General features: G+C 65.2%; 8 protein-coding genes. 2 read left to right on the plus strand and 6 right to left on the minus strand.

The window, feature by feature from the left end; genetic code table 11:
* Positions 1–232: 232 nt before the first annotated feature.
* On the minus strand, positions 233–481 hold the full coding sequence (locus FDA94_RS04910) for a CBS domain-containing protein (RefSeq protein WP_212735186.1): 249 nt from the start codon (positions 479–481) through the stop codon (positions 233–235).
* 385 nt (positions 482–866) lie between these two features.
* Between FDA94_RS04910 and FDA94_RS04915 the strand changes: the two genes are divergently transcribed.
* Together FDA94_RS04915 and FDA94_RS04920 are read left to right on the plus strand one after the other, a co-directional pair.
* Positions 867–11,270 carry a DNRLRE domain-containing protein gene (locus tag FDA94_RS04915; RefSeq protein WP_137245826.1) on the plus strand — a complete coding sequence of 3,468 codons (10,404 nt, stop codon included), beginning with the start codon at positions 867–869 and terminating at the stop codon, positions 11,268–11,270.
* Positions 11,271–11,541: 271 nt separating this feature from the next.
* Positions 11,542–11,904 carry a DUF7674 family protein gene (locus FDA94_RS04920; protein WP_137245827.1) on the plus strand — a complete coding sequence of 121 codons (363 nt, stop codon included), beginning with the start codon at positions 11,542–11,544 and terminating at the stop codon, positions 11,902–11,904.
* 280 nt (positions 11,905–12,184) lie between these two features.
* Here the strand turns inward: FDA94_RS04920 and FDA94_RS04925 are convergent, their stop codons facing one another.
* The 5 genes from FDA94_RS04925 to FDA94_RS04945 are packed head-to-tail and all read right to left on the minus strand — an operon-like array spanning position 12,185 to position 15,476.
* Positions 12,185–12,391, minus strand: a complete 207-nt coding sequence (locus FDA94_RS04925) for a PIG-L deacetylase family protein (RefSeq protein ID WP_137245828.1) — start codon at positions 12,389–12,391, stop codon at positions 12,185–12,187.
* 23 nt (positions 12,392–12,414) lie between these two features.
* Positions 12,415–13,353 (minus strand): NAD-dependent epimerase/dehydratase family protein, encoded by a 939-nt coding sequence (locus tag FDA94_RS04930; protein ID WP_137245829.1) that lies wholly within the window; start codon positions 13,351–13,353, stop codon positions 12,415–12,417.
* Between the two features lie 20 nt (positions 13,354–13,373).
* A complete protein-coding gene (locus FDA94_RS04935) occupies positions 13,374–14,255 on the minus strand; it encodes a formylglycine-generating enzyme family protein (protein ID WP_212735187.1) in 882 nt (293 codons plus the stop codon).
* Between the two features lie 2 nt (positions 14,256–14,257).
* Positions 14,258–14,533 carry a MoaD/ThiS family protein gene (locus FDA94_RS04940; protein WP_137245830.1) on the minus strand — a complete coding sequence of 92 codons (276 nt, stop codon included), beginning with the start codon at positions 14,531–14,533 and terminating at the stop codon, positions 14,258–14,260.
* Positions 14,534–14,537: 4 nt separating this feature from the next.
* A complete protein-coding gene (locus tag FDA94_RS04945; protein ID WP_137245831.1) occupies positions 14,538–15,476 on the minus strand; it encodes an NAD-dependent epimerase/dehydratase family protein in 939 nt (312 codons plus the stop codon).
* Positions 15,477–15,496: the final 20 nt, after the last annotated feature.

Genomic DNA, 15,496 nt, shown 5'->3' on the forward strand with positions numbered 1-15,496 from the left:
CGGCCGGTCGCGGCCCGCGCCGCCCACGCGCCATCCACAGCAGCTGGTGTAATCGTGGAGAAGCTCTTCCCAGCCTGAGAAGCGATCGTCCGTTTGGCGAACTCCGACGTGTCTTTCCAACTAACGTCATTCGCCGCCAGTGTTGGCTTTAAGGCGCGCCTCGCGTCCCCGGATCCAGCTCATCTGGTTCCGGTTGCGCTGGCTTAGAGCCCTGACTCCACTGCGGGGTCAGTCAGTGGTCAGGGCCTGCATTAGGTCGCCGACCGGGGGTTTCCGGGAGCGCCTTGGCGACGTCGGCCAGGGCGACCTTGCCGACTAGCCGGTGCGCGTCCATTACCAGGCAGCGGACCTTGTGGGAGCCCATTGTGTGCAGGATCTCGCGGGCGTCGTCGTCGGCGCTAATGGTCACGACCTCGCCGCCGCCCAGCTTGCCAGCCCAGCATGACTTCGGGTCCTTGCCCTGCGCGATCACATTGATCACGATGTCCGACCACCATGTGGAGGGGGTGTCTTCATGAGGAATACGACCACGCCCCACACAACCGGTGACCCCGCCGCCACCTAGGGCGCCGGAACTGCGAAAGCCTCGCACGAGACGGGGCGCAGAAAGGAGAACCTGCTCGCTGCCTTGATCGACAGGCGTACACCTCGCCGGGTCTGGACGAATCTAGGCGGCATACCAGGAGCGTTCCAGAAGTGACCTCGCTCACAGCCGAGATCGATCAACCAGCTCCTGACGTCCGCATATAACACCAAGTGAACCTCGCATCACCTATGTCCCTTTCCGTCACTCTTTTCCTTTTTCTTATCTCCCGGCATTATCCCCCCTGTCGTCTGACAAAGTCTTCGGTGTTGAGGGGTGTCCCGTGATCAGGGTGCGAAGCAGGATCGCGGGAACCGCGCTCGCGGTTGTCGTGTCAATGTTCGTCTCGACGATCGGTGTCCCGGATGGGCTGGTCACGGCCGCCTCCGCCGCCGAGTTGCCGGAGCCGATGACGGAACCCTCAGTGGAGGGCAGGCCCGTCGCGGCCGCGACGGTTGTCAAGGGCGCCGAAGACGCCCCGGCTGAGGCGAAGCCGCCGGCGCCGGTCTGGCCCAAGGCGGGCAGCGCTGATTTGGTGGTCCCCGCGGCGGGCGCGCAGGCGGTGGCCGCCGCCGGGTTACCCGTGAAGATCAGTGCTCCCGGCCCGTTGGAGCGTGCCGTCGGTGGTGACAAGGCGCCGACCCAGGAGGCCAAGCGCATCGCGACCGCAGCTGCTCCGGCCAAGGTCCGGGTGGAGAGCCTCGGTCGCGACGCTGCGGCGAAGGCGGGCGGTGTCGGTGTGGCGCTGCGTCTGTCACGGGCCGATGGGGGCGGCGAGCGTGCGCCGGTCACGGTGAGCGTCGACTACTCGGCCTTCCGTGGCGCCGGGAAGAGGGGATCCGCCTCCTTCCTGACGCTGGTTGAGCAGCCCGTGTGCGTGCTGGAGACGCCGCTGACCGACGACTGCCGGTTGAAAGCCGCCGGTCAGCGGCGGCAGTTGCCGGTCGTCAATGACGTGAAGGCGGGCACGTTGACCACGGTCGCCGAGGCGGGTTCGGGAGAGTCGGTCCTGGCGGTCGCCCAGGCCGCGGCGGCTACCGACGGCTCGTCCTCGGGGTCGTTCGCGGTGACCGACCTCAAGCCTGCGGGCGACTGGCAGGTGGGTTTGTCGGGTGGGGCCTTCTCCTACTCCTATCCGATCGCGGTGCCGCCGCCGCTGGCGGGCAAGGCTCCTGACCTGGCGCTGAGCTACTCCTCCTCGACGGTCGACGGGATGACGTCGCTGACCAACAACCAGAGCTCGGCCGCGGGTCTGGGCTGGGACCTGGAGACCAGCTATATCGAGCAGTCCTTCTATGACTGTGAGGACTGGTGCTGGGACACCGGATCGGCCGAGGACTGGGAGGACACCTCGGTGGTGCATCTGACGATGTCGCTGGCCGGAGTGTCCACGAAGATCGTGAAAGACAAGACCAGCGGCACATGGAAGACGGTCGAGGACCACGGCTGGAAGATCGAGCAGATCGCCTCCGGCGCCGAGTCGGCCAAGCCGTACTGGAAGATCACTACGCAGGACGGCACCGTCTACCGCTTGGGTTACCGCCGCGACGCCAGCCTGCAGATCCCCTACTTCGCGCCGGAGCCGGGACAGCCCTGCCACCAGTACTGGGTGGAACTCGGGGAGGGCTATGCCAGCACGGTGTGCACCGCTCCGTACCGGTGGATGCTCGACCAGGAGGTCGACCCCCGAGGCAATGTGATCGACTACGCCTACCAGCGGGGAACCGACGCCTACTGCTCCAACCGGCGGCAGTTCTCCAACTGCTGGCTGGACTACGACACCTCTGCCGTCCTGTCGTCCATCAGCTATGGCTGGAACGTGAACGTGGCTGGGTCGGCTCCCACCGCTCGGGTGCAGTTCGGCCTGAGCTCCCGGGTGATTGGTGGCGACAGCGACCTGCCTGACTGGGACCTGTGCAACGACTTCCACCCGTGTGGCGACAACATGATGTTCTATCTGGACAAGCGGATCACCTCGATCACCACTCAGGTCGCCGCCGGGGCCGGATGGGCCGATGTCACCCGCTACGACCTGACGCACAAGTACGTGCAGTCCCCAGATGAGCTGATGCCGGTTCTGTGGCTGGACCAGATCAAGCAGACGGGTCTAGCCGGGAACGGCCCGGACATCGCGCTACCGCCAGTGAAGTTCACCTCGGTGCTGCAGGACAACCTGTACAACATCTTCGATTACGGCCGCTCCCGCCTGCCGCGCCTCAGCGCGATCGACACCGAACTCGGCGGACGTACAGAGATCACCTATGGGCTTCCCTCGGGCTGTGATCTTGAGACCACCAGTAACCCTGACACACGCGACGATGAAGGTAACGACTGTTACTGGATCTACCAGGGCGACGTGTGGGAGGGCAACGGGTTCGTCCCGGCCGGCAGCATCTGGCTCAAGTATGTAGTCACCAAGGTGACCGACAAGGACCTGGTCGGCGGCTCGCCCGATCTCGTCACCAGCTATCAATACGTAGGCACTCCCGGCTGGACTCGGCCCGAGCGTGACCCGCGGGCGCTTCCCTCACTTGTTCCTCAGTGGACCAGATACCGCGGTTATCCCACTGTCCGCGTCCTCAAGGGAACTGGCACTGATCCTGCCGGATACACCGCGACCAGTTCTACCTTCTTCCGGGGCATGTACGAGGATCGTATTGGCGGCTTCGGGCTCGCAATCCGCGGCACCCAGGTCACCGACTTCGAGGGCAACTCCTTCCCCGATCGCAAGCTCCTGGCCGGGAAGCCGCTGATGCAGCAGACGCTGCGCGTGTTGACGATGAGCGGTTCGACCCCGTCGACGTTCGCCGAGGAGGGAGGTGCCCGGTATGAGTATCAGATCGTCAGCTCGGGCAACGGCCCCGACGCCGACGACCCGGCCTATGTGAATCAGACAAAGCACTCAGGCCGAGAGAAGGTCACCTCCGGCTGGCGCTACAGCGACAAGGTGACAACTTACGACTCGGACGCGCTGCCAATTCGCGTCAACGACTACGGCCAGCGTGGTCTGTCGTCCGACAACGTCTGCACCAGCACGACGTACGCGAAGAACACCAGTGGTAGCGCGTGGATGATCTCCTACCGGGCCGCCGAGGAGCGCCGCAAGGGCGACGACTGCACGTCGGGTGAGTTCATGGGCCGCACGGTCACCCTCTACGACGGCGCGACCAGCGAAGCCACAAACGCACCCACCAAGGGAACTGCGACCCAGAATCGCTCTTACACCAGTGTCGCCGAGTTCACGTCGACCAAGGTGACCTACGACGGGTACGGCCGCACGGCTTCCTCGACTGACCCGCTGAACAAGACCACGACCACGACCTACGCCCCAGCCATCGGCTGGCCCACAGGCGGTGTCGCAGTCACCAACCCGCTCGGGCAGACGACCAGCACCTGGGCTAACCCGGAGTTCGGCCAGCCGATCGGCACGCGTAACGAGGCCGGGTACGACACCAACATCGACTACGACGCGCTCGGTCGCACCGTTGCGCTGTGGACCCCCGCCCAGCCGAAGACCGGCGGGGTAGCGGCAGCGATTGCGGCGTACGTGATCCCGGTCGACGCCTCGGGCGTGGTGAACGGACCTGTGCGCACGGCTCTGTCAAAGCTCCAGACCGCAAGCACGTACGTGACCACCTACACCTACGATGACGGCCTGGGTCGCGCCCGCGAAACGCAAGTCGCCTCTCCAGCGGGCGGCCGGATTGTCAGCGCCACCGTCTACGACTCGCGCGGGCTGACCTCGGCCACCGGCAGTGCCGTGCACAACAGCGCCGCACCCGGCAGCGGGCTGCTGAACGCCGCCATGACGACGCTGCCGCAGTGGACCAAGCAGATCTACGACGGCGTCGGCCGTGTGGTCGTCTCGGCCGACATGACCGGGATGAGCGAACTGCGCCGGACTACCACGAACTACTACGGTGATCGGACCGAGGAAATTCCGCCCGTCGGCGGCAAGACCGTCAGCTACACCGACGCCGAGGACAAGGTCACCAAGATCGAGGAGTGGCTTACCGGCGCGGGCACCGCCCCCGCCGCTCTGCAGGGCCCAGCCCTCACGCAGGCAGCCTCGAGCATGTCATCGGCGAACAGGGCCGTCACCGGCCGCACCCTGCTGGACGACCGCACGACCATCGACTCCCAGACCTTCCGCAACCCTGACGGCACCTTCACCACCGAGTACTCCTCCGGTCCCGTCCGGGTGAAGCAGACCGACGGCAACTGGGCAGCCATCGACACGACGCTGGTCGAGGTCGGCGGCGTGCTCAAGCCCAAGGTCTCCGCCGCGACCGTCGAACTGTCGGCGGGCGGGCAAGGCACCCTGGCCCGGCTGGAGGGAATGTCCGGCGAACGGTTCGCCCTCCAATGGCCTAGTACGCTGCCTAAGCCCCAGGTCAACGGCAACGTCGCCACGTACGTGGACGCGGCGGGCCCCGGCGCCGACCTGGTGGTAACCGCGCTGAGCTCCGGCTTCCGCCACGACGTGGTGCTGCGCAAGCCCCCAGCCCAGGCGATGGAGTACCGTCTGCCGGTCGTCGCCGAAGGCATGACCCTGACGGCCTCGGCCCAGGGCGCCCTGGCGCTCAAGGACGGCAACGGCAGGACCACGGCCTCCGCCCCCGCACCGGTGATGTGGGACTCCAGCGGCAAGCGCGGACGTACCGGGAAGATCTCCACCCAGGTCGTCAACGACAGCGGCAAGCAGGTCCTGGTGCTGCGGCCCGACCCGGCCTTTCTAGACGACAAGGCCACCGTCTACCCGGTGACCGTTGACCCGACGACCACCCTGCCGAACCTCACCGACACCTGGATCGGCACCACCGGACCGGACGGAGCGGACGTGCAGTCCGACCCCGACCTGTACGCCGGTAGCTACGAGAGTTTCCCCGGCTTCCGGACCTACGAGCGGACCTACCTCAACTTCAACACCGCATCGCTGGCCGGCACCACGGTGACCGCCGCCACCCTGACCCTGCGCAAACTCGCCGCCGACGGCTGCGGCGACAGCAACTCCGGCATCCGTGCCCAGCGCGTCACCGGAAGCTGGACCAGCGGCGGCATCACCTGGTCGGGGCAACCGGCCCTCACCACCACCGACCAGGTCACCACGAAGGACACCTCCTGCTCCACCACCGGTACCATGAGCTGGAACGTCCTGCCGTTCGCACAGGCCTGGGCCTCTGGCACCGCCAACTACGGCATCATGCTGCGCGGCGTTGACGAGACCACCAGCCGGCCCTTGTTCGATCGGGGCTTCCACTCCAACGAGACGACCTCCGGGTCGCAGAATAAGCCTGCCCTGTCGGTCACCTACACCCCCGCGGGCTCCACCCCGGCCGCGGCCGACCTCGCCGTCGCCCCCTTCCGGACCGTGTCCGGGACGACGACCGCCACCTCCCTGACCCCGCAGCTTGCGGCCACCGTCAGCGACCCCTACGGTGGCACGCTGACGGGCGAGTTCGAGGTGGAACACGATCTGTCGGTGCCCGCTCAGGGCAGCGGCCAGATCTGGAGCGGCAGCGCCGCCGGCATCACCGCAGGCCAGTCGGCCGCCGTCGTGGTCCCCGGCCTCCAGCAGGGTTGGCTGGTCAGATGGCGGGCCCGGGCGGTCAACCCCGGCCAGTCGACCACCTCGGACTGGTCGTCCTGGCAGACCCTGCGCATCGATCCGACCGCCGCGCAGGCGCCCACTTCCACCCCGATCGCCCACTGGAAGTTCGACGGCAACGGCGGCGAGGCCACCGGCACGTCCGGCCGCACCGCCACTCTGGGCGGGACCGCGTCGTGGACGACGGGTGTGTTCGGTGGCGCTCTGGAGGCGAGCGGCGGGGCCAACAGCGCCTCGACGCCGACGTGGGTGATGCGCACTGACCAGTCGTTCACGATTTCGGCCTGGATGCGGGTGGAGAACGCCAACGGCTGGTATGAGCCGATCCGCCAGGAGGGCACCAACAAGCCACCTTTCTATATGGGCATCAACCCCAGTGGCCAGCTCCAGATGGTGCTCAACGCCAGCGACACCGCTGGCGCGATCGCTTACGGCACCTGGTCGGGCAGCTATCCGATCAAGCGCTGGTTCCACATCACGGGCGTCTACGACAAGGCCAACGGCCGTGTCCGCGTCTACCGCGACGGCGTCGAGCAGGGCAACAACACCGTCCCGATGTCCGGCTTCCAGGGAAACGGCCAGGTCAAGTTCGGCGCCAACTACACCGGCCAGATCGACGACGTCCGCGTCTACCAGAAGGTCCTGTCCGCCACCGAGATCGCCGCCATCGCGGCCGGCTCTCCGGCGCCGGACAGGACCCCCGTCGCCGACCAGTTCAGTGCGACCAGCACCACCACGCTCACCCCGACCCTGTCAGCACGGGTGTCGGAGCCGGGCGGCCAGGTGGTGCGGGCGGAGTTCCAGGCCGAGCACGACGGCACCCAGGTGTGGACCGGTGCCAAGGACAACGTCACCTCCGGCAGCACCACCACGATCCAGATCCCCTCCGGCACCCTGCAGGACGGCTGGGAGGTCCGCTGGCGCGCCCGCGCCGTGCGCGGCGACACCTCCTCGGCATGGGGCGCCTGGCAGACCTTCACCGTCAACACCCCTAAACCCACCGTCAGCGCTCTCCAGCTGACTCCCTCTACGCTGGTCAGCGGCCAGACCGTGACCTCGACGGTGACGCCGCTGCTCAAGGCGACGCTGACCGACCCCGGCGGCGCGGCCGTGCGGGCCGAGTTTGAGGTCGAGCAGCCCCACGGCACCTCGGCCTGGACCGGCAACGTGGCGACGGTCACCTCTGGCGGCCAGGCGTCCATCACTGTCCCGGCCGGCGAACTGGTCGACGGCGTGGCGGCGCGGTGGCGTGTGCGGGCGGTCAATCCCAACGGAAACGTCACCGGGTCGTGGTCCTCGTGGCAGGACTTCGCCGTCGACACCCCGGACCCGGCGATCGGCAACCTCCAGACCGACCCTTCGGTGGTCTCCGGTACGGAAACCATCACCCAGACCCTCACCCCCAACCTACGCGCGACTGTTTCAGAACCCGGAAACGGCCAGGTCAAAGCCGAATTCGAGGTCGAACACGACGGCCAGCAGATCTGGACCGACACATCCGGCGACTTGGCCTCGGGCGCCGTGGCATCCGTCGGGGTGCCGTCCGGGGAACTGAGCAACGGCTGGACCGTCCGCTGGCGGGCCCGCGCCGTCACCGTCGCCACGGCGGCCATCTCCGCATGGTCGGACTGGCAGACGGTGAAGGTACAGACCGAGCCTATCGACCCCGCTCCTGCGGTCGGGGCGCTGCAGATCACCCCGTCCGAACTGGTCGCCGGTGAACGCGTCACCAGCAGCGTCACCCCGACCTTGGCCGCGCAGGTCAGCGACGCGGCAGGCGGGACGCTGCGAACCGAGTTCGAGATCGAGCATGACGGCACCCAGGTCTGGACCGGAGCCGACGCCGACACCCCCGCCGGCCAGCAGGCTTCCATCGCCGTCCCCGCCGGTGAACTGACCGACGGCTGGACCATCCGCTGGCGCGCCCGCGCACTGAACGGCACGATCGCCTCCGACTGGTCGGCGTGGCAGGACGTGCGCATCGACCGACCCGACCCCACGGTCAGCGACCTGTCGGCCACCGAATCTCTGACACCCGAACTCAAGGCCAAGGTCGTCCACCCCGACGGCGGGACGCTCAGCGCCGAGTTCGAGGTCGAACACGACCCGTCGGTCCCCGCCCAGGGAACAGGCCAGATCTGGGCAGGCGCCGACAACGACGTCCCTTCCGGGCAGACAGCGACGGTCACGACCTCCGCGATGACCGAAGGCTGGAAGGTCCGCTGGCGCGTCCGCGCTGTCACCGCCGACGCCGGGACCTCGGCCTGGTCGGCCTGGCAGCCGCTCACCGTCACCGACGGAACCTCTATCCCGACCGTCAGCGGCCCCCGCACCCAGCCCGCCGACTTCCGTACCCTCACCCCCGCACTGATCGCCACGTTCACCGCTGGGCGGGGCCAGGTGGACGGTGAGTTCCAGGTCGAACACGACCCTACGGCGACAGCCCAGGGGACCGGACTGATCTGGTCGGGTGATGTGACCGGCGCGACGTCCGGAAAGGAAGCAGCGGTTACAGTGCCGTCGGGCCTGTTGCAGGACGGGTGGAAGATCCGCTGGCGTACCCGCGCGGTGCGCGGAGCCGCCGCCTCGGACTGGACGTCCTGGAAGACCGGCATGGTGGACGCGCCGGAGTTCTACACGACGACGTTCGAATATGACCTTGCCGGTAACCTCACCAAGCAAACCGACGCCAACGGCAACGTGCGTATTTCCACGTATGACTTGCTGGGACGTCGTACCTCCGTAGAGGATCCAGACTCGGGAACGACGCGGCAAGGCTATGATGCGTCCGGCCGAGTGCAATGGACTATCGACGGAAACGGTCAGAAGATGTCATACGAATATGATGACATTGGCCGAAAGATCTCCCAATGGGTGGGGGAACTCGAAGGTGGCGAAAAAGTCACCGAGTGGTTGTATGACACCCTGCAGGCGGGGCAGCTCACTTCCGCAACCCAATACAACAACGGATCGGCCTATACCCAAGCCGCCAAGGGATATGACTCGAGTGGGCGCTCGACGGGTACCACTTTCACTATTCCCTCCACCGATGGGCAGCTTGCAGGCACATATGAGTTCACGACGACTTATACGACCAGTGGCGATATCGCCACCCGCACCATGCCGGAGGCAGGAGGGTTGCCGGCGGAAACGCTTACCAGCACCTATACGAATCTGGGGCTGGCGGATCGGCTGACCAGTGATTTTGGCGGCGGGTTCACCTATGTGGACGCAACCGGCTATTCCAGCATCGGGCAGATGGTCACGAGGAATCAGGGGGCGGGTGGAAAGGTCAAAAGAACGCTGTTCTGGGATCAGGTGACCGGCTGGCTCAACCGCCTCACTACTGTAAAAGACGGCAACACGTCCACGCCTGTATTGATCCAAGATGATCAATTGGAATACGCGCCGTCTGGCGAGATCTTGAGTGTTCTCGATGCGACGCAAGCTGTGTCCGGGAATGCTGGACAATCGGAATGCTTCAGCTATGACGGAACGAATCGTCTGGTGAGAGCATTTACCACAACTGCTTCGTGCACAACGGGGTTTGACGGCCAAGGGTACGCACCTTACGAGCAGCGTTACGCTTATGACGGCACGGGGAATATCACCTCTCGCGAGTCTGACGGCGCGTTGTCCACCTACATTTATCCGGCTCTGGGTGGTTCCGTAGCTCATCCGAATGCTGTTGCGGCCATCAGTGGCGAGGGCGTCGATACTTACACTTATGACTCGTCTGGAAATCTGAGTGCCCGCACGGTTGGCGGGCAGGCGGCCACGTTCGCATGGAACTCGCTCAACCAGGTGGAGACGGCCGCAACTGGTACGGGGTCTATCGAGATGGTATATGGCCCTGATGGGAATCGCCTCCTGCGTAGATCTCCTGATGGGACGACAACACTTTATTTGGGTGACATGGAAGTCACCGCCCGGGGTTCTCAGGTCACCGCGAACCGGAACTACGTCAGTTCGGATGGTTCTCTCATAGCCATCCGCTCGACGAACGCTCCCGAGTCCGGAGGCGTGACATGGATGGCAACCGGGACCCAGAAGAGCGTTCAGATCGCAGTCAGCGATGCCAGTGGGCAGCTCAGCCGGGTGCGATACCTTCCTTACGGTGAGCGGAGAGGCCAGACGAAACTCGCCTTCTCAGATCGAGGTTTTCTAGGCAAGGTAGAGGATTCAGGCTCCGCCCTCGTGCTTCTGTCCGCGCGCTTCTATGATCCAACGATCGGCCGGTTCATTTCTCCCGACCCCCTCGTCGCCAGCGACAAGCCGCAGTGGGCGAATGCATACTCCTATGCAGCCAACAACCCAATTGGAATGTCGGACCCGTCGGGCCTGTTTCCGGATCCATGCGCCCAGATGACTCCCACCCAGTGTTACGAATTCAAATCAAGAAACCATTATGACGGTAAATCCTGGGTGGCGAACCGACCAGCGACCGCGCCGTTCGTGACGAACCCGTCCTTGAAGGCGATCCTAGAGAACGACGGTATTTACGCTCGACCGAACAAGACATATCCGAATGGAGTCGTCGGCGACGGGACCGTGGCAGAAGGGCTCAAATATGAGTTCAGGAGCGGCCAGCGTATCAATGGGATATTCCATGCACAAAAAGCGGCTTCCCTTGCCGCTCGCCTGAGTAAATTGCTCGATGAGGATCGTGCCGCCGGCGGAACTCTGCTATCTGCTTCTGATAGAAAAGTCGCAATGAATGAATTCGGAAAGATTTGGAAGGTCCTGACGAAAGAGAGGGATAGAACTGGAAATGTAACGGCCTCCCTTAAGGCCAATCCCAACTCGCTGAAAAGTTTCACCACAACGGTAGAAAAATCTATGGAGCGATCATCCGTGAAGAGATTCACGGGGGAGAAGTTCACGTATGGCTATGCTGGAAAGCCTATCCGTGTTCCTCGAACGAGCACTGCTCGCTGGGGAGGGTTCCTAACCGGTATCGGCAAGATAGGAAATGCCCTCGGCTTCGTCGGAATCTTCTACGATGCCTGGCAATGTAGTGTTAATAATCAATGCCCCTACATGCCCGGACAACCGGATCCGGATCAGTTGATGGTATAGCGGTCATACTGGCGGATGGGGAGGCCGTTACGGCTCCGCCTGCCCTGGCCCCGCCTGCCGCTGATGGCGCGCGCCGCGTCCGGCGCGCGCCATCAGCGCGTGTGCCGACGTAACGACCTTTCCGGAGCCCATTCGAAGACGCAAGGGAGGTGCCTGCGTCAGTGCCAGCGTGAATACATTCGACGAACTACGCACTGATGACACGTGCGAGAAAGCGTTAACCCTAGAATGTGCCGGGATCCGATAAATCTCCCAGTTAGGAAGGTGAGCAGTGCCCATATTCGATGACTTCGCAAGCTATGTTCCATATATTCGCTCGAGAATTATTCAACACTCCCCGCAACTGGAAGCCGATGTCCTCGCGTTGGAGGAAGGCGATCCGGAACCTCTTCCATGGCAATATATGTTGATCGTGTCGAATGAGATGAGTCAATCACTCGAGGCGGGCGACCCGGCTCGCACTCGAAAAGTTTTGGGCATGCTTAAGGACTTTCTTGATTCAGGCGACCCGTTCATCAGGGAGCAGGTTGATTTGTTTGTTTTGGAAGGACTCTGGAATGCATTCGAGGAGATTCATGAGATGCTTCCCGAATGGCTTTCCCGAGAGATTGAAAGCACATTCTCCGGTGATTAATTCTGATACGGTGCGGCTTCTGGGTCCCCATGCTCCGCCATGATTTCCGGTAGTCGCCCCCGCGAGGAAGTACCACTTCAAACGACGCTGGATCCCATCCAGGCCATAGCGGTAAAAGGACAGTATCCGGCGAGCGAGGCGCCATAGGTCGGTCAAGCTGCACTGCGGTTGGACGACAGTCAGACTCCAAGTCCGGTGTGCACTGTTCGTAGCTAGAGTCGCGGTTTCACCTGTGGATGTCTTTGGATGTGAGCCCTTGCCTGGCCGCAGAGGACGGGGATTAAGTCGGGTACCAGATCGATGCGGAAAGCCAGGTAGGCCAGCAGCAGTCCGAGCCGGATCCGTCTGCCCCGATGGTCAGATACATGACGTGTCCCTGGCCGCCCGCTTCGGAGATGCGGGAGATAAGTCCTCCGCAGCCGATCACCTCGTCGTCGGGGTGTGGGGCGAGGATGAGCGTCCGCTGGTCAGCCCAGTTGATCGTCATACCTCGCCCCTTCGCGCCGCTGATTATGGGGTGGTGCGGTCGGAACGGCCTTCGCGGATCCACGCGTATACGCGGTCGATGCCTTCGGTGATGGAGAGCAGCGGGAACCAGCCGAGGTCATTCCGGGCTGCGGTCGCGTCGAGGGTGCTGCGCTGGAGTTCACCGAGTCGGGCCGGCGCGAAGGACGGTGCGGTTTCGCGTCCTGCGGCCTGGCCGATGTGCTTGATCAGGTCGAGAACGCTGGTCTCCCGGCCGGTGCCGATGTTCCAGGTGCCACCCTGATCCGACGCGTCGGCGGCCAAGAACGCGGTGACAACGTCGCCGACGTAGACGTAGTCGCGAGTCTGGGTGCCGTCCCCGTAGACGATCGGTTCCTGGCCCTCGTGGACGCGACCACAGAAGATTGAGATGACCCCCGCTTCTCCGGCCGGGTCCTGGCGGGGTCCGTAGACGTTACCCAGTCGAAGTGCGATGTGCCGGGTTCCGTAGAGCCGGTTGAACAGGGCCAGGTACTGCTCGGCGCAGTACTTGGCCGTCCCATAGGGTGCTTCCGGTGCCGGGGGCACCCTTTCGTCCGACGGGATGGGCGCGTCCATGCCGTACAGAGCGCCGCCGGTGCTGGCGAACACCAGGCGGGCGTCCACGGTTCGGGCGGCTTCGAGCAGGGTGATGGTGCCGCCGATGTTGACGGCGGAGTCGTGGGCGGGGTCGACGACCGATGCGCGGACGTCGATCTGGGCGGCCAGGTGGAAGACGACCTCAGGCCGGAGCTCCTTGATGACAGCGGTGACCGCTGGCGCGTCGGTGATGTCGATCTGCCGCAGGTCGACGTCTTCCGGCAGGCGTTCGCGTCGTCCGCTGGTGAGGGTGTCGAGCACGGTGACGGTGGCGCCTTGGGCGAGGAGGGCGTCGGTCAGGTGGGAGCCGATGAAGCCGGCTCCGCCGGTGACGAGTGCGCGCATGGCGGCGAGCCTAGGTCTGATCACGAGGTGACATCCGGTCGATCGTTGAAGACGTCGATGTCGGCGGCGCAGCGGAAGCCGATCGCCCAGGTGCTGTATGCCGGGTCGCAGGCGATGCGTTCGGTGGTGCGGACCTGCCAGCGCAGGTTCATCCAGCCGCCGCCGCGCAGGACGCCGTAGCGGCCTTGGGCCATGCGCAGGATCGGGTCGCACTGAACCTTGGGGTCGTACAACTGGTAGGTGTCGGCGACCCATTCGGCGACGTTGCCGGCCATGTCGGCGACGCCGAAGGGTGAGTCGCCGTCAGGAGAGAAGGCGCCGACCGGCGTGGTCGACGGTCGATGGGTGCTTTGACGCGCCCACCATTCGTGCCACTCCTTCAGGTCGCCGGCCTCTTCACCCACGCAGTTGACGAGCGCGGAGTCGAAGCGGGATCCCCACGGCCACTGCTGCCAGCGGGAGCCGTGCGCGGCGTACTCCCACTCGACCTCGGTGGGCAGGCGCTTGCCCGCCCATTGGCAGTAGGCCTCGGCATCCGCGCGGGCGATGTGGACGACCGGGTGGTGCTCGAAACCGGACAGGTCGCTTCCGGGGCCGGTGGGGGCCGACCAGCAGGCGCCGGGACGTTCCTCCCAGAAGCGTTCGCCGTAGACCAGGCCGAACCCGCGTCGTTCGGCCTCGGTCTCGTAACCGCTGTCTTCGACGAACCGGGTGAAGGCGGTGTTGGTGACCGGGTGGCGGTCGAGCAGGAAGGGATCGATCGTGCACAGATGCTTGGGCACCTCGTCGAGGAACCAGGAGCGGGGGTAGGACTGGGCACCTTCGAGTTGGTCCAGGTGCGCGCTGGGGGCGCCGATCGGCACTTTTGCGCCGGGGATGGCGATCATGTTCGTACTCGTCATGATCAGCCTCCCGCCAGTGCGGGGAGGACGATGATTTCCCGGTCGGCCGGCAGCTGGGTGCCCAGGCCGTCCAGTTCGCGGATGTCGTCTCCGTCTACGTAGACGTTCACCCAGCTCGCCAGCCGGTCCGATCCGGTCAGGACGCGTTGCCGCAACGGAGGGTGGGTTTCGGCGAGCCAGGCGATGGCCTCGCCGACGGTTTCCGCGACGCATGTCAGCCTCGCGTCTCCGATTCCGGCGGCCGTGCGCCATGCCGATGGGATGACGATGACGGTCACGGCCTCAGGCCGCCCGTCCGGCGCGGGCCCAGGAGACCGTGCGTTCGATACCTGTTCTCAGGGAGGTGGTCGGGGTCCAGTTCAGCAGCTTGCGCGCCTTGCCGAGGTCGGGGCAGCGAACCGAGGAATCCTGCGCGCGACCCGCGACGACCTCCACCGAGCCGGACCCGGCCACGTCCACGACGAGGTCGGCCAGCTCGCGAATGGTGATCTCTTCGTCCGAGCCCAGGTTGACCGGGCCGGTTTCGGCGGAATCGAGCATGGCGATCAGGCCGGTGACGAAGTCGTCGACGTAGCAGAACGACCGGGTCTGGATTCCGCCACCGTGCAAGGTGAGAGTGCTGCCGGCCAGGGCCTGGCGGACGAAGGCGGGGACGACGCGACGGTCGTCTTCGTACATGCCGGGGCCGTAGACGTTGAACGGCCGGATGATGCCGACGCTGAGGTCGTGCTGGCGCCGGTAGGCGAACGTGGCGGCTTCGGCGAAGCGTTTGCCCTCGTCGTAGCAGCCCAGCGGCGCGGTGGGGTCGACGTTGCCCCGATAGTCCTCGTGCTGCGGGTGTACCAGCGGGTCGCCGTAGATTTCCGAGGACGACAGGCACAGGAACCGGGCGCCGTTCGCCGCGGCCACGTCCAGAGCGTTCAGCGTGCCGATCGAACCGGCGCGCAGCGTCTCGATGGGGCGCCGCGTGACGACCTCGGGGCCGACGGGGATGGCCATGTGTACCACCGCGTCCACCGGGTCGCAGTCGATCGGCTCGATGACGTCCTGCTTCAGCAGCGTGAAGCGGTCGTGTTCCAGCAGGTCGTCCAAGGCGGGCAGATGCCCGGCGGACAGGTCGTCGAGGGCGGTGACATGGTCACCGCGCTCCAGCAGCGCCGTGCACAGATGGGTGCCGATGAAGCCGGCACCACCAGTGACGAGAACGTGTTGGGAGCTCATGGGTTCCTCTCGATACGAGA

It is taken from the genome of Herbidospora galbida (assembly GCF_005233835.1).
Lineage (GTDB): Bacteria > Actinomycetota > Actinomycetes > Streptosporangiales > Streptosporangiaceae > Herbidospora > Herbidospora galbida.